Below are 24809 nucleotides of genomic sequence, written 5' to 3' on the forward strand. Positions count from 1 at the left end.
AAATGGGCCGTATTCGGCCCATTACGCACTCAGTATAGCACTTATTTATAAGCGGACTGGTGCACGCCTACGGCGCGTCCTGACGGGTCATCCATGTTTTTGAATGCCTCATCCCACTCAATGGCTTTCGCCGATGAACAGGCAACAGACGGGCCGCCCGGGACGCATTCAGCCGCGCTCGGCAACGGGAACAGTTCTTCAAAGATTTCGCGATAAAGGTAGGCTTCTTTTGAGCCCGGCGTGTTGTGTGGGAAACGGAAGTGCGCCGTCGCCAACTGCTGATCGCTGACCTGTTTCGCCGCCACTTCTTTCAGCGTGTCGATCCAGCTGTAGCCAACGCCGTCGGAGAACTGCTCTTTCTGGCGCCATGCCACACTTTCTGGCAGGTAGGACGAGAAGCATTCACGCAAAATGTGTTTTTCCATCTTACCGTTACTGCCGCACATCTTGTCCTGTGGGTTGATGCGCATAGCCACATCAAGGAATTTCTTATCCAGGAAAGGCACGCGGGCTTCAACGCCCCAGGCCGACATGGCTTTGTTGGCGCGTGCGCAGTCAAACATGTGCAGGGCCAGCAGTTTGCGAACGTTTTCCTCGTGGAACTCTTTCGCGTTCGGTGCCTTATGGAAGTACAGATAACCGCCAAAGACTTCGTCAGCACCTTCGCCTGACAGCACCATTTTGATGCCCATCGCTTTGATTTTACGCGACATCAGGTACATCGGCGTGGAGGCACGAATCGTCGTCACATCATAGGTTTCGATGTGGTAAATCACGTCACGAATGGCATCAAGGCCTTCCTGCACCGTGAAATGAATTTCATGGTGAACCGTACCTAAATGCTCGGCCACCAGCTTTGCAGCTTTCAGGTCCGGCGAGCCTTCCAGGCCGACGGCAAAGGAGTGCAGCTGCGGCCACCAGGCATCGCTCTTATCCTGATCTTCCACTCGCTTAGCGGCAAAACGCTTGGTCACCGCTGAAATGATGGAGGAGTCCAGACCGCCTGACAGCAGCACACCATAAGGCACATCTGACATCAGGTGGCTTTTTACGGATTCTTCCAGCGCATGTTTCAGCTCGGCTGCATCAGTCACGTTGTTTTCAATGTTCTGGTATTCCATCCAGTCACGCTGCCAGTAACGACGGATTTCACCATCGGTGCTGGAAAGGTAGCTTCCTGGCGGGAATTCTTTGATTGAACGACACACCGGCACCAGCGCTTTCATTTCAGAGGCGACAAACAGGTTACCGTGCTCATCGTTGCCCATATAAAGCGGGATGATGCCAATATGGTCACGGCCAATCAGATAGGTGCGTTTTACGCTGTCATACAGGATAAAGGCAAACATGCCTTCCAGCTCGTCAAGGAAATCGACGCCTTTCTCCTGATACAGCGCCAGAATCACTTCACAGTCTGATCCGGTCTGAAAAGCATAACGATCGCTTAATTTTGCGCGCAGAGCCTGATGGTTATAGATCTCGCCATTCACTGCCAGTACGTGGGTGTGGTCAGCGTTATACAGCGGCTGTGCGCCGTTGTTCACGTCAACAATTGAGAGGCGCTCATGAGCAAGAATGGCATGATCGTCAGCGTAAACGCCTGACCAGTCCGGCCCACGGTGACGCATCAAACGTGAGCTTTCCAATGCTTTTTTGCGTAACTCAACGGGATCGCTTTTCAGATCCAGCACACCAAAAATAGAACACATATCTGACTCCTGAACTCACCTGCGGCGATGTAATTTTACGTTTGTCCGGCAGCCTGTCGCTGCGTGATGTATAAGAAAATGCGTTATTTCCCACCCTCAATGCAAGAGGAATCGTCTTTTGCTGATGAAAATGTTGGTGGCGAGCGACTAATATTGAATTTCATCTAATGAAATAAGGTTTTTATTGATGGATCGGCAATGAAATGGAATTTCAGCACGCTTTTTGAACGCTGGTAATGGCTTTAACGGGCCAGAAAGGGGAGACGCACCGCCTGTTTTGCCAGTGCGTCATAAGAGAAAGGCATTAAAACAGGTCGATATCCGCGACAGACGGGAAGATCCAGTCGGGGCGGAAAGGCATAGCATCGATATCGGTAAGGGTAGAAACCCCTGAAAGCACCAGAATCGTTTCCAGACCGGCCTGAAAACCGGCCAGGATATCGGTGCGAAGATTATCGCCCACAATGACCGTTTCCTCTGAATGGGCCTGCATCTTGTTCAGCGCGGCACGCATAATATAGGGGCTGGGTTTCCCGACATAAAACGGCCTGCGACCGGAGATCTTCTCAATACCGGCACAGAGTGCGCCGCAGGCTGGCACGAAGCCCCGGGCGTGGGTATCCGGGTTCGTTGCGATGAAACGCGCACCGTTTGCCACGAAGAAGGCCGCCTTATGCATCATATCCCAGTTAAATGAGCGGGTTTCACCGACAATCACGAAGTCCGGGTTGACATCAGTGATGGTAAAACCGGCTTTATACAGCTCGTGTACCAGCGCGCCCTCGCCAATCACATAGGCTTTTTTGCCTTCCTGCCGACGCAGAAAGTCAGCCGTAGCCATAGCGGAGGTGTAAAACACCGAATCCGGTATTTCAATGCCTGCCGAGGAAAACCGGTTCGCTAAATCGCGCGCCGTCTGTGAAGGATAATTAGTCAGCACCACCAATGGCATATCTTTCGCCAGAATGCGCTGCAAAAACTCCTGCGCGCCGGGTACCGCCGTATTGTCGTGCATCAGCACGCCATCAATGTCACAAATTACATTTTTAATCGTCATAAATGGGTTCCGATGCGCGCAGCCATGCGTCAGGCTGCGCTTAGTCTTCCAAAAGATGTTGCAGCAGAATGCCGTTTAACATCGCCCGTTTTGCCAGGGCAAATGCCCCGATGGCGGAGCGATGATCAAGTTGAGAGCGCACTACAGGCAGATTTTTACGAAAGGCTGCCAGTGCCTGCGTATTAATGCAACTTTCAATGGCCGGCAGCAACACGCGTTCAGCTTCAGTGATTTCGCCGGCCAACACAATTTTTTGCGGATTAAACAGGTTAATGGCAATGGCAATGGCTTTACCCAGATAGCGGCCGACGTGCTCAATGACCTCACTTGCCAGCGCATCGCCCTGATTAGCCGCCTGACAGATTTGTGGCATCTGGCAGGCGTCCTGCGTCAGTACACTGGGATAACCTTTATTCAGCAACTCTCTGACGCGGTGTTCGATGGCGCCGTTAGCCGCGAGGGTTTCGAGACAGCCAAAGTTACCGCAATGACAGCGCTCGCCCAGCGGATCGACCTGAATATGACCGATTTCACCGACGTTGCCATTACTGCCCAGAAAAATCTGTCCATTGGCAATAATCCCCGCACCGGTTCCCCGATGCAGCCGCACTAATATCGAGTCGGCGCAGTCACGCGTTGCCCCAAAATAGTGCTCAGCCAACGCCAGGCTGCGGATATCATGCCCAACAAAGCTGGTAACGTTAAAGCGGTTTTTCAGGTTTGCCACCAGGGGCCACTGATCCACATTAATGTGCGGCATATAGCGAATAACGCCATTAAGGGGATCGACCAGGCCTGGCAGGATCACTGAAATGGCGATCAGCTCACGAATTTTGGCTTCGCTCTGCTGAATAAAATGCGCGATGGCCTCGAACAGTGCCAGCTCCAGCGTTTCCTGCGTGGTTTGCGGCAGGGGGTAATCCTGCTGAGCCAGTGATTTACCGCTCAGATCGAACAGCGTTAAGGTCGCATCGTTGCGGCCAAGGCGCACACCAATGGTATGGAAGTGACGTGTTTCAGTGACGATGGAAATGGCGCGGCGACCGCCGGTGGATGCCTGTTGCTCCACCTCTTTGATCAGGCCGCGCTCAATAAGCTGGCGAGTGATTTTCGTCACGCTGGCGGGAGCGAGTTGGCTGAGATCCGCAATCTGAATGCGTGAAATCGGTCCCTGTTGATCGATTAACCGATAGACGGCTGCGCTGTTCAGTTGCTTGACAAGATCGACATTTCCAATTTGTGTCTGGCCGCCAGTGGTCATTCAGTGCTTACTCGCTCAGGACGTTATCTCCATTGACTAACGTCTTTATAATTTTAAAGTCGCGTGTAAAGACGGTCAGGTTGGCGATTTTTCCTGCCTGAAGGGAGCCTGACTGCTTTTCTACGCCCATTGCCCGTGCCGGATAAAGTGAGGCCATACGCAGCGCTTCATCCAGTGGAATGCCGGCATGCTCAACGCTGTTTTGCACGGCTTCGATCATGGTCAATGCTGAACCGCTTAGCGTGCCATGCTCATCAACGCATAATCCATCACGATAATATATTGTTTTACCAGCAAAAATAAATTTATCGATTGCGGCACCTGCGGGGGCAGTGGCATCGGTCACCAGAACCAGCTTGTCACCCTTGATGCGCTTGGCATTACGAACGTTAGCGTAATGGACATGTAAACCGTCTGCAATAATGCCGCAGTATACATCAGGCGCATCAAACAGCGCACCGATAAGGCCGGGTTCACGTCCTGCAAAGGTCGGCATAGCATTATAAAGGTGCGTGGCAAAGCGAATACCGGCAGCAAAACCCGCCTTGGCTTCTTCAAAGGTAGCATTGGAATGGCCCGCTGAAACCACAATGCCGGCTTCGCTGAGTTGACGAATCACGGCGCTTCCGACAACTTCCGGTGCCAGCGTAACCTTACTAATCACATCAGCATTGTCACACAGGAAATCCACCATTCGCGGATCTGGCTTACGGATGAGCGCAGGATTGTGCGTTCCCTTTTTAACCACATTCAGCCAGGGACCTTCCAGATGTAATCCCAGCAGATGGTGGGGATATTTCTGCAAAAAGGCGCGCATGGTTTCCACGGCGCGCACCATCAGTTCATCACTGCTGGTAATCAGCGTCGGCAGAAAACTGGTGCAACCGGACTTAACGTTGGCCCGGTGCATGGTTTCCAGCGTTTCCACGCTAATGGCATCGATGTCGTCATTAAACTGCACACCTCCGCAGCCGTTGAGCTGCAGATCAATAAAGCCGGGCGCGATAATTGCGCCTCCGACATCCTGCTGTTCAATGCCTGGCGGCAACGCTGCCAGCGGGCAAACGCGCTCGATTTTGCCGTCAGCGATGACCACGGCATGATTATCAAAAATGTCATCGCCGCTATAGATACGGCCGTTCACTAATGCGTACATCTTATTCTCCCGGCTTGCCTGCCGTTAATGCGTCTAACCGCAGGTGACGTAATGACTGTATTAAACGCCCTGCATGTTTTCCGCTTCCATTTCACGGAAGTATTTCACCGTTTTGACTTTCAACTCCATGGTGGCGGGTTCATCACAGACCACCACGGATTTAGCATGAAGCTGGAGACAGCTGATCGTCCACATGTGGTTGACATTACCTTCCACGGCTGCCTGCAGCGCCTGGGCTTTAACATGACCCGTGACCAGGATCATCACTTCTTCGGCATCCAGCAGCGTGCCAACGCCTACGGTAAGCGCGTACTTTGGCACCTGATCCACATCACCGTTGAAAAAGCGCGAATTTGCTACGCGCGTATCGTGAGTCAGGGTTTTGATTCGGGTCCGGGAAGACAGAGAGGAGGCCGGTTCATTGAACGCAATATGTCCATCATTGCCAACGCCACCCATAAACAGGTGAATTTTACCCAGTGTCCGAATTTTATCTTCGTAACGGCGACATTCTGCGTCAATATCTGGCGCATTACCATTCAGCAGGTTGATATTTTCTGGTTGTATATCAACGTGGTCAAAGAAATTACGGTACATAAAACTGTGGTAGCTTTCCGGGTGCTCTTTAGGCAAGCCAACGTACTCATCCATATTGAAGGTCACGACGTGTCTAAAGCTAACCTGGCCCGATTTGTGCATGTCAATCAGGTGTTTATAGGCTTCAAGTGGGGTTCCGCCGGTTGGCAATCCCAGGATAAAAGGCTTGTCAGCGCTCGGATTAAACGCATTAATACGATTCACAATATGGCGCGCTGCCCATTTGCCGACCTGCGTGGGTGTGGATAAAGGAATCAGTCTCATGTTGCACCTCGAATGTGAGTTAATGATCTGACGCGCAGTAAACATGTGGGTGAAGCCTAAAATACAGGCTCAAAGGCAGAGGAATCAGCGCGTCTTGATATTTCGCATCATAAAATAAGTCGGTCCTTAAAGCCAGTAAGAACGTCCTTAAAAATCGATTTTTGGTGATAATTGTCACAGATAGTAGCTATTAATTTGTGAAGCGAATTAAATTATTATTACACTCTACAGCATTGAGTGTAATGCCGTCAGAGGCTTGCTGCTGACATAACAACATTAAGCGGCAGCAAAGCTATAAAGTCAGTTTAAAGGGGGATGGGTCAATGTTAAGTTACTTACAACGAGTGGGGCGGGCGCTAATGGTGCCGGTCGCCACTTTGCCTGCTGCAGCAATATTAATGGGGATCGGCTACTGGATAGATCCGGACAGTTGGGGGGCGGGTAATGCCTTTGCCGCACTGCTGATCAAGTCCGGTGGTGCGATTATCGAAAACATGTCGGTTCTGTTCGCGATTGGCGTGGCGTATGGCATGTCAAAAGACAAAGACGGCGCGGCCGCGCTCACTGGCTTTGTCGGCTTCCTGGTGGTCACCACGCTGTGTTCACCTGCTGCTGTGGCGATGATCCAGAAAATACCGGTGGCTGAGGTACCGCCTGCCTTCGGTAAAATCAGTAACCAGTTTGTCGGTATTCTGGTCGGGGTACTGTCGGCAGAAGTGTATAACCGCTTTAGCCATGTTGAACTGCCGAAAGCGTTCTCGTTCTTCAGTGGTCGTCGCCTGGTGCCCATCCTTGTGTCTTTCCTGATGATCCTGGTGGCGTTCATCCTGATGTATATCTGGCCATTAATTTTTAATGGTCTGGTCAATTTTGGTGAGCACATTCAGAAGCTGGGATCGGTGGGCGCGGGGGTTTACGCCTTCTTTAACCGCCTGTTAATTCCGGTCGGCTTACACCATGCGCTGAACTCCGTTTTCTGGTTTGACGTGGCAGGGATTAACGATATTCCTAAGTTCCTCGGCGGCGCTCAGTCGCTGGCGAATGGTACGGCAATACCTGGGATCACCGGTCGTTATCAGGCAGGTTTCTTCCCAATCATGATGTTCGGTTTGCCTGGTGCCGCACTGGCGATTTACCACTGCGCGCGTCCTGAAAATCGGGTGAAAGTCGGGAGTATCATGCTGGCTGCGGCCTTCGCCTCGTTTTTCACCGGTATTACCGAGCCGCTGGAATTCTCCTTTATGTTCGTTGCACCCGTGCTGTATGTGATTCATGCCGTGCTGACAGGCATTTCCGTGTTTATTGCGGCCAGCATGCACTGGATTGCAGGCTTTGGCTTCAGCGCGGGGCTGGTGGATTTGGTGCTGTCTACCCGGAACCCACTTGCAACCCACTGGTACATGCTGATTCCGCAAGGTCTGGTGTTCTTCGTCATCTATTACGTTGTGTTCCGTTTCACCATCAAAAAATTCAATCTGATGACGCCTGGCCGTGAGCTGGCGGTTGCCGGGGATGAAACCGATGGTTATGACGTGAATGTCGACACCACCGATAATGGCGAAAGTGCGACCGAATCGCTGGCGCGTCGTTATATCGGTGCGGTGGGCGGTTCAGAAAACTTAACCGCTATTGATGCCTGTATTACTCGTTTGCGCCTGAATGTGAAGGATGCCAGCCAGGTCAATGAAGGCGTGGCAAAACGCCTCGGCGCGTCAGGTGTAATCCGTCTGAACAAACAGAGTGTCCAGATTATCGTGGGTACGCAGGCGGAAAGCATTGCTATGGCGATGAAAAAAGTGCTGGTGAAAGGTCCGGTCGCGGCAGCAGCAGCCAGTAGCGCCAGCGCGCCAGCAGCGACCAGCGACGTGAAACCGCAGGCCGTACTGAACAGCGAAAAACGCGTTATCGCGACTTTAGTGGCACCCGTGAGCGGTGAAGTCGTGTTGTTGGATGCGGTACCGGATGACGCCTTCGCCAGCAAAGCGGTCGGCGACGGTGTAGCGATCAAACCGAGCGATAAGCGCGTCGTTGCCCCGATTGCGGGTACGGTGGTGAAAATCTTCAACACCAATCACGCCTTCTGTCTGGAAAGCGAAAACGGCGTAGAAATCGTGGTGCACATGGGGCTGGATACCGTTGCGCTCGGCGGTCAGGGCTTTACCCGGTTAGTGGAAGAGGGCGCTCAGGTGACGGCAGGCCAGCCGGTACTGGAGATGGATCTTGACTACCTTAATGCGAATGCCCGCTCGATGATCAGTCCGGTGGTGGTCAGTAATATCGAAGACTTCTCGGGTTTGACGCTGTTGACTCAGGGCCAGGTCGTAGCAGGCGAAACGCCGCTGTATGAAATAAAAGGCTAATTCGCTGTATCCACAACAAAAGGCAGGAAGCGATTCCTGCCTTTTTTATTTTAAACGCCCAACAAACGGTTGTTTCTCTGCAACGCTTTGTGGATCATACCCGGATATTACGTGGTATAAACCACCCATTCTACGCGTTGAGGATTTTGAGATGAGTGAGGCTGAAGCCCGCCCAACTAACTTTATTCGTCAGATTATTGACGAGGATCTGGCAAGCGGTAAGCACAGCACTGTGCACACCCGTTTCCCGCCAGAGCCAAATGGTTATCTGCACATCGGTCATGCTAAATCAATCTGCCTGAATTTTGGAATTGCTCAAGATTATCAAGGTGAGTGCAATCTGCGTTTTGACGATACCAATCCGGTTAAAGAGGATATGGAATTTGTTGAATCCATCAAGCGCGACGTGCAGTGGTTGGGTTTTACATGGAGCGGCGACGTTCGTTATTCATCTGACTATTTTGATCAGCTTTACCACTATGCGGTGGAACTGATTGGCAAAGGCCTGGCCTACGTAGATGAACTGACCCCGGAAGAAATCCGTGAATACCGTGGCACCTTAACCGCACCGGGCAAAAACAGCCCTTACCGCGATCGCAGCGTGGAAGAAAACCTCGCCCTGTTTGAAAAGATGCGCAACGGTGAATTTGCAGAAGGCAAAGCCTGTCTGCGCGCAAAAATCGACATGGCTTCAAGTTTTATCGTCATGCGCGATCCGGTGCTGTACCGCATCAAGTTTGCCGAACATCATCAAACCGGCAACAAGTGGTGCATCTACCCGATGTACGATTTTACCCACTGTATTTCCGATGCGCTGGAAGGCATTACGCATTCACTATGTACGCTGGAATTCCAGGATAACCGCCGTCTGTATGACTGGGTGCTCGATAACATCACGATTCCGGTTCATCCGCGTCAGTACGAATTTTCGCGTCTGAATCTGGAATATGCCGTGATGTCAAAACGCAAACTCACGCAACTGGTCAGTGAAAAGCATGTCGAAGGCTGGGACGATCCGCGTATGTTAACGGTGTCCGGCCTGCGTCGCCGTGGTTATACCGCGGCTTCGATTCGTGAGTTTTGTCGCCGTATTGGCATCACCAAGCAGGACAACATTGTTGAAATGGCCTCGCTGGAATCCTGTATCCGCGACGATCTCAATGAAAATGCACCTCGTGCGATGGCGGTGTTGGAGCCGGTAAAGCTGGTGCTGGAAAACCTGCCTGCGGGTCATAACGAAGTGCTCAGCATGCCTAAGCATCCGAACAAACCTGAAATGGGTACACGTGAAGTGCCATTCAGCCGTGAGATTTGGATCGATCGGGCCGATTTCCGTGAAGAGGCGAACAAGCAATATAAACGCCTGGTTCTGGGTAAAGAGGTTCGCCTGCGTAATGCCTACGTGATCCGTGCTGAGCGCGTTGCAAAAGATGAAGAGGGCAATATTACCTGCATCTATTGCACCTGTGATGTGGATACGCTGAGTAAAGATCCGGCTGACGGCCGTAAAGTTAAAGGCGTTATCCATTGGGTTTCTGCTGAACATGCGCTGCCTGCAGAGTTTCGTCTCTACGATCGCCTGTTTAGCGTGCCCAATCCCGGTGCGGCAGACGATTTTCTGACCACAATCAATCCGGATTCGCTGGAAATCAAACAAGGTTTTGTTGAGCCCGGCCTGCGTGACGCGGCAGCCAGTGCACCTTACCAGTTCGAGCGTGAAGGCTATTTCTGTGCCGACAGCCTGTATTCCACGCCGGCGCAGTTAGTGTTTAACCGTACCGTCGGTTTACGCGATACCTGGACGAAAATCGGCGAATAACCGACGCGTCATTTTCATCACTGGATAATCAAAAGGGCGACTTATCGCCCTTTTTTGTTATGGATATTTTTTTTAACGCCGACATTTCTTCTGAGCACATCAACAGTCATTAATTTTATTTTTGTGGAACCGCTCTCAGTTTAATTTTTTTAATAAATTTCCAGATGTTAATTCTTTTTTTTCAGGTACGCTAACCCTCTGAAGTCTCAGTTTGCGGGTTTAAAAGGAAAAAATGACGGTTTTCGCACAGGAAGCTAAACACAGCGTTATCGTGTTGCATCAGCTCATTGAACATATTTTTAATCATCGTTATGACAGTGGCGACAGCTTTCACCTGCTGCTCTCTCACTTTCATCCTGACTTTCGCATGGTCACGCCGCAGGGAAAGCAGCTTAATCTGAATGAAGTTGAAGATCTGTTTCGTCGATTGCAGGGGGCAAGGGAGGGGATGCGCATTGCGACCAGCGAACACGTGATTCTTTCAGAGCATGCCAACGAAGTGACGATTCAGTACCGTGAATTGCAAATGATGAACGGAGAAAACAAAAGCCGTATTTCGCTGGCGATTCTGGATTGCACCACCTCTGTTCCTCGCTGGCGCTATCTGCAGGAAACGCTGGTGGCCTGACTGACAGGCATAAAAAAGCCGATGCAAGCATCGGCTTTTTTACTTCAAAACGGAAAGAGGTTATTTGTCGTGCAGTGTTTCGTCTTCACGGCAGTCGCCCAGTGCACAGTGACCGTACAGGTACAGGCTGTGGTTGGTGAGCTTAATACCGTGACGCGTCGCGATCTCACGCTGACGCGTCTCAATAGATTCATCACTAAACTCAATCACTTTACCGCAATCCAGGCAGATCAAGTGATCGTGATGGTGCTGCTGTGTCAGCTCAAACACCGATTTACCGCCTTCAAAGTTATGGCGGGTTACGATGCCTGCATCATCGAACTGGTTAAGGACACGGTAAACCGTGGCCAGTCCGATCTCTTCGCCCATGTCGAGCAGGCGTTTATACAGATCTTCCGCGCTGACGTGATGGCATGCAGGTTCCTGAAGCACTTCCAGAATTTTAAGTCTGGGCAATGTGACTTTCAGGCCAGCCTTCTTTAATGCGGTATTGTTGTCAGTCATGCGGATATTGTCCTGTTACTTTAGTCACTCTTGTGGCACGTAGCCTGTATGTCGATCGACCGCCATTCTCATTTGCGTCTCATTATAGAACTGATGCGCTGAAATGAAAACCGATGCTCCTGCGGTGCGCCAGCGGCGATGTTCGCTGCACATGGCATGGAGAGCGGATGCTGGCATTTCGCGTTTTGTCATCTCAGTTCCAGGGAAATAAGCAGATGATCGATGCGGGTATTCTACAGATTAAATGGGGAAAGTTACAAAAATGTAGCTATTATTTTTATAGGAAAAGACATTCGCCCAGTGTGAACCTGCGTCCACACTGAGCTCAGCGCGATCAGGCTTCAATAATTTCTTTCAGCTGCAGCTCATCAAAAATCTGCTTCACCCATTTCTCAACGCGTTCGTTTGTCAGCTCTGGCTGACGATCTTCGTCAATGGCCAGGCCAAGGAAATGGTTATCGTCTGCCAGACCTTTTGAGGCTTCGAAATGGTAGCCCTCGGTCGGCCAGTGACCCACGATGATGGCACCGTTAGGTTCGATGATGTCACGAATGGTGCCCATGGCGTCACAGAAGTATTCTGCGTAGTCTTCCTGATCGCCACAGCCAAACAGTGCAACCAGCTTACCGTTGAAGTCGATCTCTTCCAGAGTAGGGAAGAAGTCATCCCAGTCGCACTGTGCTTCGCCATAGTACCAGGTGGGAATGCCCAGCAGCAGGATGTCAAAGGCTTCTAAGTCTTCTTTAGTGCTTTTCGCGATGTCGTGAACTTCTGCAACGTCTTTACCCAGTTGTTTCTGGATCATTTTTGCAATGTTTTCGGTGTTACCGGTATCGCTGCCAAAGAAGATGCCTACGATTGCCATGGGTAAAATAACCTCTTAAATCCTGATGATAGAATGAATGCCGAAGCCTATTCAGCAAATAATAGCAGACCGGGCAAACAGGCGGAACGTGTAAAGCCGCGACATTTGTTTCTGTGTGCGGTTTACGCGCGTTAGTCCAGTTTGAGCTGTGCCAACAGCATTTGTTCAATTAATTCGCTGCGGCTGAGATTACGCTGTTCAGCCAGCATGTTCAGCGCTTCCACCGCGTCGCTGTTCATTTTGAGTTCGACACGGCGAAGCCCGCGCCCTTTGTCACGTTTCAGTTGATTGCGTTTGTTGATACGCAGTTGTTCATCGCGCGTGAGCGGACTGGTTTTGGGGCGACCAGGGCGACGCTCGTTAGCGAACAGATCGAGCGTGGTGCGGTCAGTGTGTTCTTTTGCCATGACTTAATACAACTGAATGGGCGCGAACGAGGCGTTTCCGCTGCGCAGATTAAATTATTGACTCTTCCCGCGGGTAAGTTGCCCCACGGCAAAAATTTAGCGCGCCATCATACTCCAGGCTAACCACGGACGCCAATCTTAAACTTTTACAGCCAGTTAAGCCGTTTTAAAGTGCAAAAAAGCGTCGAATACTGCGTAAAACCGCATCCGGTTTTTCAGCGTGCACCCAGTGCCCGGCACCGCCGATAACATGCGCATGGGCGGAGGGAAACTGCCGGAGTATCGCATCACGGTACTGGTTATCCAGATAGGGCGAATCGCCACCGCGAATAAACAGCGCAGGATGGGGCCAGGCCGGCACGTCTTGCCAGCCGGCGATCAACGCATAGTTGTCCCACAATACTGGCACATTAAAACGCCATTCGCCGTTGCTGAAGGATTTCAGGATGAACTGAATCACGCCGTCTTCATGGATATACGTACGCATGACCTCTGCGGCTTCACTGCGCAGGGTGACGCCCGCCGCCGTGACCGCACGGATAGCGGCAAAGATCTCATCGTGCCGACGTGTCTGGTAATCAACCGGGGCAATATCGATCATCACCATCTGTTCTATGCGCTCCGGTGCCAGTGCGCTCATCGTCATGGCAATTTTACCGCCCATGGAGTGACCGATGACTGAAACCTGAGCGATCCCCTGCGCATCCAGTGTGTCCAGCATATCCTGCGCCATGACAGTGTAGTTCATCTCGTCAGCGCGCGGCGATAACCCATGATTACGCACATCAACCTGAATTAAGGGGCGATCGTCTTTAAGCCCACGGGCCAGTATGCCAAGGTTATCGAGACTGCCAAACAGACCGTGAATAAGCAGGACAGGCGTGGAATCAGCAGGAGATTGTTCAGTTTGCAGACGGGCATTCAAAATCATAGCAAAGTTCTTAAGTGTGAGACCTGAGCTTAGGTTATCATGGTTTCACCTTTTCAGGCGCGCTGCTTCCAGCGGCATTAGGACATATTCTGACTTTTGCCCATAAACCGTTTGAATGCTATCAGCCTGTCTGAATTTAACTTTATAATCTTCATGTTAGAACCTGCCCCCTTTCTGAAATGCCTGCGAGCACGTCGGGATTTTCAGAAAATCGCTGGTTCTGTCGTGAGCAAAAAAACCGTACGGAATAAGATGAAAACGATCGAAGTTGACGAAGAGCTCTACCGTTATATTGCCAGCCACACGCAACATATTGGCGAAAGTGCATCCGATATTCTGCGCCGTATGCTGAAGTTCACGGCCGGTCAGTCAGCGACTGTGACTGACGCGCAGCCCGTTGCCGCATCGGCACCATCAAAAGCGGCACAGTCGGCGGGTAATGAATCGCGTCCCCAGGATCGTGTACGTGCGGTGCGTGAATTACTGCTTTCTGATGAATATGCTGAGCAGAAGCGGGCGGTTAATCGCTTTATGCTAATCTTGTCAACGCTCTATCGTCTGGATACGGCGGCGTTTGCCGAGGCGACAACGTCGCTGCAGGGCCGCACGCGCATCTATTTCGCGGGCGATGAACACACGCTGCTACAAGGCGGTACCCATACTAAGCCGAAGCACGTACCCGGCACGCCGTACTGGGTCATCACCAATACCAATACCGGTCGTAAACGCAGCATGGTCGAACACATCATGCTGTCGATGCAGTTCCCTTCGGAACTGACAGAGAAAGTTTGCGGCACCATTTAAACTGAAGCGTCAGGGAGAAGCGCCAATGGCCAATCACCCCCGTGCCGGGCAGCCTGCCCAGCAGAGCGATTTGATTAACGTTGCACAATTAACTTCACAATATTATGTCCTGCAGCCCGATGTGGCGAACCCAGAACATGCGGTGAAATTTGGCACATCAGGCCATCGCGGTAGCGCAGGACGCCACAGCTTTAACGAAAAGCACATTCTGGCGATTGCCCAGGCGATTGCGGAAGAGCGTAGCAAGAACGGGATCACCGGTCCGTGCTACGTAGGCAAAGACACGCATGCGCTTTCTGAACCTGCGCTGCTGTCCGTGCTGGAAGTGCTGGCCGCAAACGGTGTGGACGTGATTGTTCAGCAGGACAATGGCTACACGCCAACGCCGGCGATTTCAAACGCCATCCTTGAGCACAACAAATCGGGTGGTCAGCTCGCGGATGGTATTGTGATTACGCCGTCGCACAATCCCCCCGAAGATGGTGGGATTAAATACAATCCGCCGAACGGTGGACCTGCCGATACCAACGTCACCAAAGTGGTCGAAGACCGCGCCAATCAGCTGTTGAAAGACGGCTTAAAAGACGTCAAACGTCTGCCACTGGACCAGGCCTGGGCCAGCGGTCGCGTGGTCGAGAAAGATTTGATCCAGCCTTACGTTGAAGGGCTTTCACAGATCATCGATTTTCCGGCGATTCAAAAAGCCGGCCTGAAAATTGGCGTCGATCCGCTTGGTGGTTCCGGTATTGCCTACTGGCAGCGTATTGCGGAGCACTACAAACTTGACCTGACGTTGGTGAATGACGCAGTTGACCAGACTTTCCGCTTCATGCATCTGGACAAAGATGGCGTGGTGCGCATGGACTGCTCGTCCGAATGTGCCATGGCGGGCCTGCTGGCGTACAAAGACAAGTTCGACCTTGCCTTTGGTAACGATCCGGATTACGACCGCCACGGTATCGTCACGCCTGCCGGGCTGATGAATCCGAACCATTATCTGGCGGTGGCGATCAACTATCTGTTCCAGCATCGTCCACAGTGGGGCAAAGACGTTGCCGTGGGTAAAACCCTGGTATCCAGTGCCATGATTGACCGCGTGGTTAACGACATAGGCCGCAAGCTGGTGGAAGTGCCGGTTGGCTTTAAGTGGTTTGTGGATGGCCTGTTTGACGGCAGTTTTGGCTTTGGTGGCGAAGAGAGCGCGGGCGCATCCTTCCTGCGCTTTGACGGTACGCCATGGTCAACTGACAAAGACGGCATCATCATGTGCCTGCTGGCTGCGGAAATTACGGCCGTTACCGGCAAGAACCCGCAGCAGCACTATGATGAACTGGCCGCACGCTTTGGTGCACCAAGCTATAACCGTCTGCAGGCATCCGCCAGCTCGGCGCAGAAAGCGGCGCTGTCTAAGCTGTCACCTGAAATGGTCAGTGCGGATACGTTAGCGGGCGATCCGATTACCGCGCGCCTGACGGCTGCGCCAGGTAATGGCGCGTCTATCGGCGGATTGAAAGTCATGACGGAAAACGGCTGGTTTGCTGCCCGTCCATCGGGCACCGAAGATGCGTACAAAATCTATTGTGAAAGTTTCCTGGGCGCAGAGCACCGTGCACAGATCGAAAAAGAAGCGGTAGAGATTGTCAGCGAAGTGCTGAAAAACGCCTGATAAGTCAGTTAAATGAAAAAAGCGCCGCTGGCGCTTTTTTTTATGGCATAAAGCGGTAGCCGATGCCGGTTTCCGTTAACAGATGTACTGGCTGAGTAGGATTCGCCTCCAGTTTCTGTCGCAGGTGTCCCATATAGATGCGCAGGTAGTGGCTGTGCTCGACGGCGTTCGGCCCCCAGACCTGGCTTAACAGCTGACGCTGGGTCAACACTTTACCCGCGTTGTTCAGCAGGGTCGTCAGCAAGCGAAACTCTATAGGGGTGAGATGAACTTCCTCTCCGCCGCGCAGCACTCTGCGCGCCGCAATATCCACGGTGACATCGGCGAAGCTGACTTTTGGATCGGCATGTTGCCCGGCATGGCGACGCAAAGCAACGCGCACTCGTGCCAGCAGTTCACCAATGCCAAAGGGTTTGGTCAGGTAATCATCAGCGCCTGCGTCCAGCGCATCGATCTTATCCTGCTCGTCGATTCGGGCCGACAGAACAATCACGGGCAGCGCGCTCCACTGGCGTAGTTCGCCAATAAAGGTTTTGCCGTCGCCGTCAGGCAGCCCGAGATCGAGAATGACCAGATCGGGTTTTCGCGTCGCTGCCTCGATCAGCCCGCGCTGCAGCGTCTCGGCATCGAAAACCTTCAGGCCTTCACTTTCCAGCGCGATGCGCACGAAGCGGCGAATTTCTTTCTCATCTTCAATGATTAAAACCGTGGTCACACCAAGCCTGCCATTGCCTGAAAAGGGAAAACACACTGTACCAACTTTTCAGTCGTTCGTCCGTGTTGCCATAAACCTGCCTCAAAGATCATCGCTACAACCGTTATTTAACCAAAATGTAACTAATTTTCAAATTGCCGAAGGAAGAACAAAAAAAGCTCAAATATAGTGGTCAGATGAGTAGTAAAATTACACAATCAGGCGTAATATTAGACGCAGATCACATTTAACCCCGATTTCGCGCCAGGAGGAATCCATGTACCGGACCTATTCACGCCATAAAATCATTTTGCGCCGTACGCTGGTTATCCTGTTGGGCCTGCTGGCACTGCCGGTCATGCTGTTTCGCCAGGATCGCGCACGTTTTTACAGCTATCTGCATCGTATGTGGTGTAAAACCAGTGCAAAACCGGTCTGGCTGGCGCAGTCTGAGGCCGCAGCCGGTATTTTTTGGTAAGCAGGCTGCGCTAACCGCATCCATCTGCTCACCGAGAGGCCTGTTCTCTTGCTCGACTCGAAGGGAACGGGCTTTTTTTTAGGCGTTATCGCACTCTGCTTCATGGTGAAGGCTGATTTCCGTTATTTTTTGAGCTACACTTAAACCTCTACAAGTTTTCGGAGGTTGTACAAGTATGAGCGAAAAAATTCCGGTTGGAATCAGCGCTTGCTTGCTGGGTGAGAGCGTCAGATTTGATGGCGGCCACAAACGCCTGGCTTTCGCCACTGAGCAACTTACCCCATTCGTGCGTTTTGAACCTGTCTGCCCTGAAATGGCGATCGGCCTTCCTACGCCGCGTCCAGCGCTTCGCCTCGTTAAAACCGGCGATGATGACGATCTTCACCTGTGTTTTAGCAAAGAAGGCGGGGAAGATATCACCGATAAAATGCGCAACTGGTCCGAAAACCGGGTTAAATCTCTCCATCATCTTTGCGGCTACATTCTGTGTGCAAAATCACCCAGCTGCGGGATGGAACGCGTACGCATTTATGAACCGGCCACGAACAATAATCGCAAAGCGGGGACCGGCATTTTTACCGAATTTCTGCAACGTGAAATGCCCTGGTTGCCGCTTGAAGAAGATGGACGCCTGAACGATCCGGCGCTACGCGAAAATTTTATTGGTCGCATCTGCGCGCTCCATGAGTTTTATCAGATGTGGAAAGCGGGCCTGACGCGCCACAGCCTGATTGCCTTTCACAGCCGCTACAAGCTGCTGCTGCTGGCCCATTCGCAAAAAAAATACCGTGAGCTGGGACCCTTTGTCGCCTCAATGAACCAGTGGGAATCACTGGAGGCTTTTGCCTCTGAGTACCGCAACCGGCTGATGGATTTGATGTCTCAGCCCGCCTCTCGCACCAACCACACCAATGTTTTGATGCACGTTCAGGGATATTTTCGTAGTCAGTTAAGCTCGCCTCAGCGTAAAGAGCTGACGTCGCTGATTGACTGCTACCGCCAGGGAACGCAACCCCTGTTAGCGCCCATCACCATCCTCAAACACTACATGGCGGAATACCCACATCCGTGGCTGACGCAGCAGCGTTACTTCGATCCTTATCCCGAAGCCCTGCGCCTGCGATATGGACAATGATTCAGGAGCATTATGACCACCCATTTAGTCTGGCTGCGAAACGATCTGCGCATTAACGATAATCTGGCACTGCACGCGGCCTGCAATCAACCGGATGCCAACGTGATTGCGCTGTTTATCGCAACGCCGGGACAGTGGCAACAACATGAGATGGCGCCCCGACAGGCCGCTTTCATTCACCAGAATCTGTGCATACTTCAGTCTTCCCTGGCGGAGCGGGGCATTCCGCTGCATTTTCATCAGTGTGATGATTTTGCGGCCAGCATCGGGTTCCTGGTCGAATTCTGCCAAAAGCAGCAGGTTGATCGGCTGTTTTATAACTATCAGTACGAAGTTAACGAACGTGAGCGGGACGCCAGGGCTGAAAAACGGCTGCATGAAATGGACGTGGTTTGTCAGGGCTTTGATGACAGCGTACTGCTGTCGCCGGGGAGTATTCAAACCGGTGATGGCGAGATGTACAAAGTGTTTACGCCGTTCAGCCGCGCCTTTCTCCGTCGGTTACAGCAGGGGCTACCTGAGTGCGTACCCGCCCCCAAAGCCCGCGCAGGTGCGCCGCTTAGCGGACAAGAAAGTATCCCACCTTTCGATTATCCCCACGCCGATATTGACGCGTCGCTGTTTCCGCCCGGTGAACAGGCGGCGATTAAGCGATTGCGTGAGTTCGCCAAAAAAGCGGTTCTCGATTATTCAACGCAGCGCGATCTGCCTGCGCTGGACAGTACCAGTCGTCTGTCGGGCTATCTCGCTGTCGGCGTGCTCTCGCCACGGCAATGCCTGCATCGCATCCTCCATGAACAGCCGAAGGCACTGGATAACAGCCCGGCTACCGTATGGATCAATGAACTGATATGGCGTGAATTCTATCGCCATCTCATCGTGGCGCACCCGCGTTTGTGTAAACATCAGCCCTTTGTCCACTGGACGCGCAATGTGGAGTGGCAACGCAACAGTGCGCATTTCGAGGCCTGGAAAGCGGGTAAAACCGGTTATCCCATCGTGGATGCGGCCATGCGCCAGATGCATACGCTTGGCTGGATGCATAACCGACTGCGTATGATTACGGCCAGTTTTCTGGTTAAAGATCTGCTTATCGACTGGCGGGAAGGCGAGCGTTACTTTATGCAGCAACTGATAGACGGTGATTTGGCCGCCAACAATGGCGGCTGGCAGTGGGCGGCCTCAACCGGAACGGATGCTGCACCCTATTTCCGCATTTTCAACCCGACCACCCAAGGCGAGCGCTTTGATAAAGTGGGTGAGTTTATCCGCCGCTATCTGCCTGAGCTGAGCGCGGTCCCTGATAGTGATATTCATCAGCCGCATCAGTGGGCGCAGAAAAATAACAAGACACTCGATTATCCAGCGCCAATCGTGGAACATAAAGACGCACGTAAAAAGACACTCGACGCCTTTGAGCGCGCGAAGAACGCGGCCTGAGGCGGCAAGGAGCAGAAATGAATCATCATGAGTTAGAAAACATCGTCAACCAGCAGCTGGACACCCACAGCTTCAGCGATTACGCGCCAAACGGCCTTCAGGTAGAAGGGCGCGCCGAGGTAAAAACGGTGATTACCGGCGTCACCGCCTGCCAGGCGTTACTGGATGAAGCCGTGGCCCGTCATGCCGATGCGGTGCTGGTGCATCACGGTTATTTCTGGAAAAACGAGCCTGCGGTTATTAAAGGGATGAAGCGCCAACGGCTGCGTACCCTGTTGACTAACGATATTAATCTCTATGGCTGGCACTTACCGCTGGATGCGCACCCTCAACTGGGTAATAACGCGCAGCTGGCTAAACTGCTGGACATCAAGGTGATGGGCGAGATCATGCCGCTGGTGCCCTGGGGCGAATTTACCCAGCCAGTGACAGGTCAGCAACTGGCCCAGCGCATTACCGAGGTGCTGGGGCGTGAGCCGTTGCACTGCGGCGATAATGCGCCTGCTGAAATCCGCCGTGTGGCCTGGTGCAGTGGTGGCGGTCAAGGGTTTATCGACAGTGCGGCTGCCTTTGGTGTGGATGCTTTTATTACGGGTGAAGTGTCTGAGCAAACCATTCACAGCGCACGCGAGCAGGGCCTGCACTTTTTCGCCGCCGGTCATCATGCGACCGAACGGTGCGGCATCCGGGCGCTGGGTGAGTGGCTGGCGACAGAACATGGCCTTGATGTGACCTTTATAGATATCCCTAATCCTGCCTGATCCTGTGGGTTCTGTATAACGCAACAGAACCCAAATCTGTTGACACATCTCTGTCACTTTCGCATAACTACCTTCTTCAGGCCGCAACACCAGGGCCTGCTTTTGGACGCCAGCATGATGCCTGAGCGCAATCATTCAGTTTACCGGGAGGTGCGTGTTGCAAAAAACACGATGCTATATGCTGGGCGAACGTGCGGTGGTGCTGGAACTGGCGCCGCCGGTTTCACTGGAAAGCCAGCAGCGAATATGGCACCTGAGCCACCGCGTGCAGTCACATGATGCGATACGGGACGTGATTCCCGGTATGAACAATCTCACCTTGCTGCTGCACGATGCGCCCGCTGATGCGCAGCAGGCGATCGAACAGCTCAACGACTGGTGGCAGGAAAGTGAGGCACAGGTCATCGAGTCCCGTGTAATGCAGATACCGGTTATCTACGGCGGTGAGGTGGGGCCAGACCTGACGCTGGTGGCGGAAAACGCCGGCATGTCAGTAACACAGGTGGTGGAGTTACACAGCAGTCGCGATTACGACGTTTTTTTTATTGGTTTCCAGCCAGGATTTCCCTATCTGGCCGGGCTTGATCCTCGTCTGCACATGCCACGCCGTGCGGAACCCCGCGTTGTTGTCCCTGCCGGTTCGGTAGGGATTGGCGGGAGTCAAACGGGGGTTTATCCGTTAGCTTCGCCCGGTGGCTGGCAGCTCATTGGTCAAACCCAGCTGGCGCTCTTCACGCCACAGCAGCAGCCACCCACGTTGCTGCATCCGGGCGATAAAGTCCGTTTTGTTCCGCAAAAGGAAGGCATATGTTAACAATTCTTCGGGCGGGGCTGGCAACCAGTATTCAGGATTTTGGCCGCAATGACTGGCGGCAATACGGTATCGGCGTGAGTGGCGTTCTGGATCAGCCCGCCATGATCACGGCAAATTTACTGGTCGGTAATCCGCCGGGCAGCGCCGTGCTGGAAATTGTCCTGGGTCAGTTCAAAGCAGAATTCAGACGTAATGGCTGGTTCGCCTTAACGGGGGCCGGCTGTCAGGCCGAACTGGATGGCAAGCCCGTCTGGACCGGTTGGCGGCTGCCGGTCAAAAAAGGTCAGGTGCTGGTGCTAAAGAAACCGGTCCACGGGATGCGCAGTTATCTGGCAATACAGGGCGGGTTCGATGTGCCGGACGTGCTGGGTTCATGCAGCACGGATTTGAAAGCCGGATTTGGCGGTTTTCAGGGGCGCACCTTGCAGGATGGCGATCGTCTTCCTTTAGGCCAGCCGGGGCAGCCTTTCACCCATAAAAAAGGTGTAAAGCAGTTGCTGTGGGGCAACCGTATTCGCGCGCTGCCGGGGCCGGAATATCACGAATTCAGTGAAGAGGCCCAGCAAAAGCTGTGGCGAGCGGCATGGACACTCAATCCACAAAGTAACCGCATGGGCTACCGTTTGCAGGGGCCTGCCTTGCAACGTGAAACCTCACGCGAGCTGTTATCCCATGGCCTGGTGCCGGGCGTCATTCAGGTGCCGGGTAGCGGGCAACCTATCGTATTGCTGGCCGATGCACAAACGACCGGCGGCTATCCGCGCATTGCCTGCATTATAGAGAGCGATCTCTACCATCTGGCGCAGATCCGTCTGGGGGAACCGATCCATTTTGTGCCCTGTACGCCACAGGAGGCGCGGGCAGCAAAACGGCAACAGCAGCACGCACTGGATCAAATAGCATGGGGACTGGCTAATGAAAATTGACTTAAACGCCGATCTGGGCGAGGGCGGCGACAGCGATCGTGCGCTGTTGCAACTGGTGAGCTCCGCCAATATCGCCTGTGGGTTTCACGCGGGCGATGCACAGACGATGCTGCAATCCGTGCGCTGGGCCAGCGCATTTGGTGTGGCGATAGGCGCGCATCCCAGCTTTCCTGACCGTGAGAATTTTGGCCGCAGCGCCATGCAACTGCCGCCCGAAACCGTTTACGCCCAAATTATCTACCAGGTGGGCGCGCTGAAAAGCCTGGCGGAGAGCGAAGGGCAATCGCTGGTCCATGTAAAGCCCCATGGAATGTTGTACAACCAGGCTGCCGCCGATGCCGTGCTTGCGGACGCCATTGCCCGCGCCGTTAAGGCCGTCGATGCCGGACTGATTGTCGTGGGGCTGGCGAACAGCGAATCTATTCGGGCGGCGGCCCACTACGGCCTGAAAACCCGCGAAGAAGTGTTTGCCGATCGCGGTTATCTCAGTAGCGGTGCCCTGGTGCCACGGGGTCAACCTGGCGCGCTAATTGAAGAGGAAGCGCAGGCTATCGACCAGACCCTGGCGATGGTGCAGCAGGGGCGGGTAAAAAGCCTGAGTGGTGAGTGGGTTGCGGTCAATGCTCAAACCGTCTGTGTGCACGGTGATGGGGAACATGCACTGCAGTTTGCGCAACGATTACGTGCCAGCTTCGCCAATAACAATATTGCTGTAACCAGTCAATAAAGCGGCACAGCCGGGCTGATAAGCTCAGGCTTTTTTTCATATCTTACGAGGGGAAAATATGGATAGCGTAGTGAATCTCTGGCCACTCCTGGGCATTGCTGCCATCGTAGTCGGCTTCGTTTTGCGCTTTAATCCGGTGCTGGTGGTGATCGTCGCGGGCTTTGTCACCGGACTTGCCGCCATGATGCCGTTGGGCGATATTCTGCAAAAACTGGGTGAAGGTTTTCTGAATACCCGCAATCTGCCGCTTATCCTGCTGTTGCCGCTGGCGGTGATCGGCTTACTGGAACGCCATGGTTTGAAACAGCGTGCCCAGACGTGGATTGCTCAGATTAAAACCGCGACGGCGGGGCGATTGCTTATCGTCTATCTGTTTGTGCGCGAAATAACTGCGGCGCTGGGGCTGACCAGCCTCGGTGGGCATCCGCAAATGGTGCGGCCATTGCTGGCTCCGATGGCCGAAGGTGCCAGCGAAAGCCGGTACGGCGCGCTGTCTCCTGAGATACGCCACCGCCTGCGAGCCATGTCTGCCGCAACGGATAACGTCGGTTTATTCTTTGGCGAGGACATCTTTGTCGCTTTCGGTGCCATCATCTTCATGCACAATTTTATGCAGGAATCCGCCGGTATTCAGACCGAGCCGCTGCATATCGCCTTATGGGGTATTCCGACGGCTGTCGCTGCCTTTTTGATTCACTCCGCGCGTCTGTTAAGGCTGGATCGTCAACTGGCACGTGAACTGAGCGCTATTAACAGTCAGACCAGCAAAGCCAAAGGAGCTCGCTAATGTTCCAGCAACAGTATTTGATGTGGCTGGCCGGCGTTATCTTGCTGGTGGTGGCCTTGTTGTCCTGGCGCGACAGCGCGAACCCGCGCCGTTTTACTACCGGACTGTTTTGGGGACTGTACAGCCTGATTTTTCTGGTGGGTGACTGGACCACGCGCTGGATGTCACAGCTCATGGGGTCAACAGAGAGCGGTACGCGCACCCTGCATATTACCGTCGGCGTTGCGGTCGTGCTGATGGGGTTGATTGCCGGATGTGGGGGCGTAAAGCTCGGGCGCTATCATCAGCGCAGCGAAGAGGAAAAGCAGGCCAGCGCACAACGCCTCAAAAATAAACTCTTTCTGCCCGCCTTAGCGATTCCTGTCGTAACGGTTATTGGCGTCCTGGCCTTTAATAATATTCCCGGTTTACAGAGCGGGTTATTTGGACCAGGCAACCACTCTACCCTGGTCACGCTGTTTTCCATGACGGTGGGCTGCCTGCTGGGTTGGCTGATTGCCATGAAACTGACCCATGAAAAGCCGGTGCAGTCGATGCAGGAAACCCGACGCCTGCTGGATTGTGTGGGCTGGGCCTTTCTTTTACCGCAAATCCTGGCCACGCTGGGGCTGTTATTTACTGCTGCAGGTGTGGGCGGTGCCATTTCCCATATTACCGAACAGTATCTGGCGGTGGACAACCGCTTCATTGCGGTAACCGTTTACGCGGTCGGTATGGCGCTGCTGACAATGATCATGGGGAACGCCTTTGCTGCCTTCCCGATTATTACGGCGGGCATCGGTATTCCCATTCTGGTGCTGCAGCATGGTGGTAATCCGGCGGTGATGGCGGCAATCGGTATGTTTTCAGGCTACTGCGGTACGCTAATGACCCCGATGGCGGCCAACTTTAATATCGTGCCTGCGGCGCTGCTGGAGTTGCCAGATCGTAATGCGGTTATCAAAGCTCAGGTCCCGACCGGTGTGCTACTGTTAATCGTTAACGTTTTTTTACTCTATTTCCTGATGTTTCTGTGAGGC

At 53.1% G+C, this 24809-nt stretch carries 24 protein-coding genes; 14 read left to right on the plus strand and 10 right to left on the minus strand.

Translation table 11 applies throughout. The features are described 5' to 3' along the window. Positions 1–41 precede the first annotated feature (41 nt). From asnB to nagB, 5 genes are all read right to left on the minus strand, one after another. Complete coding sequence (gene asnB / locus A6A26_RS11075; protein WP_063878761.1) at positions 42–1709, minus strand: asparagine synthase B; 1668 nt, start codon at positions 1707–1709, stop codon at positions 42–44. A gap of 304 nt (positions 1710–2013) precedes the next feature. Next, positions 2014–2766 (minus strand): HAD-IIA family hydrolase, encoded by a 753-nt coding sequence (locus A6A26_RS11080; protein WP_063878762.1) that lies wholly within the window; start codon positions 2764–2766, stop codon positions 2014–2016. Positions 2767–2806: 40 nt separating this feature from the next. Further along, the gene (locus A6A26_RS11085; protein WP_063878763.1) at positions 2807–4027 is read right to left on the minus strand and encodes a DNA-binding transcriptional regulator NagC; all 1221 of its coding nucleotides are present in this window, start codon (positions 4025–4027) and stop codon (positions 2807–2809) included. Between the two features lie 7 nt (positions 4028–4034). Then, positions 4035–5183 carry an N-acetylglucosamine-6-phosphate deacetylase gene (nagA, locus tag A6A26_RS11090; protein WP_063878764.1) on the minus strand — a complete coding sequence of 383 codons (1149 nt, stop codon included), beginning with the start codon at positions 5181–5183 and terminating at the stop codon, positions 4035–4037. Positions 5184–5243: 60 nt separating this feature from the next. Further along, positions 5244–6044 (minus strand): glucosamine-6-phosphate deaminase, encoded by an 801-nt coding sequence (gene nagB / locus A6A26_RS11095; protein WP_063878765.1) that lies wholly within the window; start codon positions 6042–6044, stop codon positions 5244–5246. Positions 6045–6367: 323 nt separating this feature from the next. Here nagB and nagE point away from each other — a divergent pair, with 323 nt between their 5' ends. The 3 genes from nagE (at position 6368) to A6A26_RS11110 (ending at position 10851) form a co-directional block, all read left to right on the plus strand. Next, the gene (gene nagE, locus A6A26_RS11100; RefSeq protein WP_063878766.1) at positions 6368–8404 is read left to right on the plus strand and encodes an N-acetylglucosamine-specific PTS transporter subunit IIBC; all 2037 of its coding nucleotides are present in this window, start codon (positions 6368–6370) and stop codon (positions 8402–8404) included. Between the two features lie 151 nt (positions 8405–8555). Then, on the plus strand, positions 8556–10223 hold the full coding sequence (glnS, locus tag A6A26_RS11105) for a glutamine--tRNA ligase (RefSeq protein ID WP_063878767.1): 1668 nt from the start codon (positions 8556–8558) through the stop codon (positions 10221–10223). 232 nt (positions 10224–10455) lie between these two features. Next, the gene (locus A6A26_RS11110) at positions 10456–10851 is read left to right on the plus strand and encodes a hypothetical protein (protein WP_063878768.1); all 396 of its coding nucleotides are present in this window, start codon (positions 10456–10458) and stop codon (positions 10849–10851) included. A gap of 60 nt (positions 10852–10911) precedes the next feature. Here the strand turns inward: A6A26_RS11110 and fur are convergent, their stop codons facing one another. The 4 genes from fur to ybfF all read right to left on the minus strand — a co-directional run bounded on the left by fur (position 10912) and on the right by ybfF (position 13558). Continuing rightward, the gene (gene fur, locus A6A26_RS11115; protein ID WP_063878769.1) at positions 10912–11355 is read right to left on the minus strand and encodes a ferric iron uptake transcriptional regulator; all 444 of its coding nucleotides are present in this window, start codon (positions 11353–11355) and stop codon (positions 10912–10914) included. A 334-nt stretch (positions 11356–11689) separates the two neighbouring features. Then, a complete protein-coding gene (gene fldA, locus A6A26_RS11120) occupies positions 11690–12220 on the minus strand; it encodes a flavodoxin FldA (RefSeq protein WP_063878770.1) in 531 nt (176 codons plus the stop codon). A 131-nt stretch (positions 12221–12351) separates the two neighbouring features. Then, positions 12352–12627 carry a LexA regulated protein gene (gene ybfE / locus A6A26_RS11125; protein WP_063878771.1) on the minus strand — a complete coding sequence of 92 codons (276 nt, stop codon included), beginning with the start codon at positions 12625–12627 and terminating at the stop codon, positions 12352–12354. A 166-nt stretch (positions 12628–12793) separates the two neighbouring features. Then, positions 12794–13558, minus strand: a complete 765-nt coding sequence (gene ybfF / locus A6A26_RS11130) for an esterase (protein ID WP_063878772.1) — start codon at positions 13556–13558, stop codon at positions 12794–12796. Positions 13559–13810: 252 nt separating this feature from the next. Here ybfF and seqA point away from each other — a divergent pair, with 252 nt between their 5' ends. After that, positions 13811–14362: a replication initiation negative regulator SeqA gene (gene seqA, locus A6A26_RS11135; protein WP_063881131.1), complete on the plus strand. Its 552-nt coding sequence runs from the start codon at positions 13811–13813 to the stop codon at positions 14360–14362. A gap of 25 nt (positions 14363–14387) precedes the next feature. Beyond that, positions 14388–16028, plus strand: a complete 1641-nt coding sequence (gene pgm / locus A6A26_RS11140; RefSeq protein ID WP_063878773.1) for a phosphoglucomutase (alpha-D-glucose-1,6-bisphosphate-dependent) — start codon at positions 14388–14390, stop codon at positions 16026–16028. A gap of 40 nt (positions 16029–16068) precedes the next feature. Here the strand turns inward: pgm and kdpE are convergent, their stop codons facing one another. Continuing rightward, the gene (gene kdpE, locus A6A26_RS11145; protein WP_063878774.1) at positions 16069–16743 is read right to left on the minus strand and encodes a two-component system response regulator KdpE; all 675 of its coding nucleotides are present in this window, start codon (positions 16741–16743) and stop codon (positions 16069–16071) included. A gap of 256 nt (positions 16744–16999) precedes the next feature. Here kdpE and A6A26_RS11150 point away from each other — a divergent pair, with 256 nt between their 5' ends. The 9 genes from A6A26_RS11150 (at position 17000) to A6A26_RS11190 (ending at position 24806) form a co-directional block, all read left to right on the plus strand. After that, positions 17000–17200 (plus strand): DUF2517 family protein, encoded by a 201-nt coding sequence (locus A6A26_RS11150; protein ID WP_063878775.1) that lies wholly within the window; start codon positions 17000–17002, stop codon positions 17198–17200. 175 nt (positions 17201–17375) lie between these two features. After that, positions 17376–18335: a YbgA family protein gene (locus tag A6A26_RS11155; protein WP_063878776.1), complete on the plus strand. Its 960-nt coding sequence runs from the start codon at positions 17376–17378 to the stop codon at positions 18333–18335. 12 nt (positions 18336–18347) lie between these two features. Further along, positions 18348–19775: a deoxyribodipyrimidine photo-lyase gene (phrB, locus tag A6A26_RS11160; protein WP_063878777.1), complete on the plus strand. Its 1428-nt coding sequence runs from the start codon at positions 18348–18350 to the stop codon at positions 19773–19775. A gap of 17 nt (positions 19776–19792) precedes the next feature. Continuing rightward, on the plus strand, positions 19793–20536 hold the full coding sequence (locus A6A26_RS11165) for a type 2 GTP cyclohydrolase I (RefSeq protein ID WP_063878778.1): 744 nt from the start codon (positions 19793–19795) through the stop codon (positions 20534–20536). A 157-nt stretch (positions 20537–20693) separates the two neighbouring features. Continuing rightward, positions 20694–21350, plus strand: a complete 657-nt coding sequence (pxpB, locus tag A6A26_RS11170; protein ID WP_063881132.1) for a 5-oxoprolinase subunit PxpB — start codon at positions 20694–20696, stop codon at positions 21348–21350. Beyond that, positions 21344–22276 carry a 5-oxoprolinase subunit PxpC gene (gene pxpC / locus A6A26_RS11175; protein WP_063878779.1) on the plus strand — a complete coding sequence of 311 codons (933 nt, stop codon included), beginning with the start codon at positions 21344–21346 and terminating at the stop codon, positions 22274–22276. The genes pxpB and pxpC overlap by 7 nt, the downstream gene beginning before the upstream one ends. Continuing rightward, positions 22266–23003 carry a 5-oxoprolinase subunit PxpA gene (pxpA, locus tag A6A26_RS11180; RefSeq protein WP_063878780.1) on the plus strand — a complete coding sequence of 246 codons (738 nt, stop codon included), beginning with the start codon at positions 22266–22268 and terminating at the stop codon, positions 23001–23003. Before pxpC ends, pxpA begins: the two co-directional genes overlap by 11 nt. Before the next feature lie 58 nt (positions 23004–23061). Beyond that, on the plus strand, positions 23062–23790 hold the full coding sequence (locus A6A26_RS11185; RefSeq protein ID WP_063878781.1) for a DUF969 domain-containing protein: 729 nt from the start codon (positions 23062–23064) through the stop codon (positions 23788–23790). Then, positions 23790–24806, plus strand: a complete 1017-nt coding sequence (locus A6A26_RS11190) for a DUF979 domain-containing protein (protein WP_063878782.1) — start codon at positions 23790–23792, stop codon at positions 24804–24806. Before A6A26_RS11185 ends, A6A26_RS11190 begins: the two co-directional genes overlap by 1 nt. Positions 24807–24809: the final 3 nt, after the last annotated feature.

The sequence above is a fragment of the Pantoea sp. OXWO6B1 genome (assembly GCF_001641135.1).
Classification (GTDB): Bacteria; Pseudomonadota; Gammaproteobacteria; order Enterobacterales; family Enterobacteriaceae; genus Pantoea; species Pantoea allii.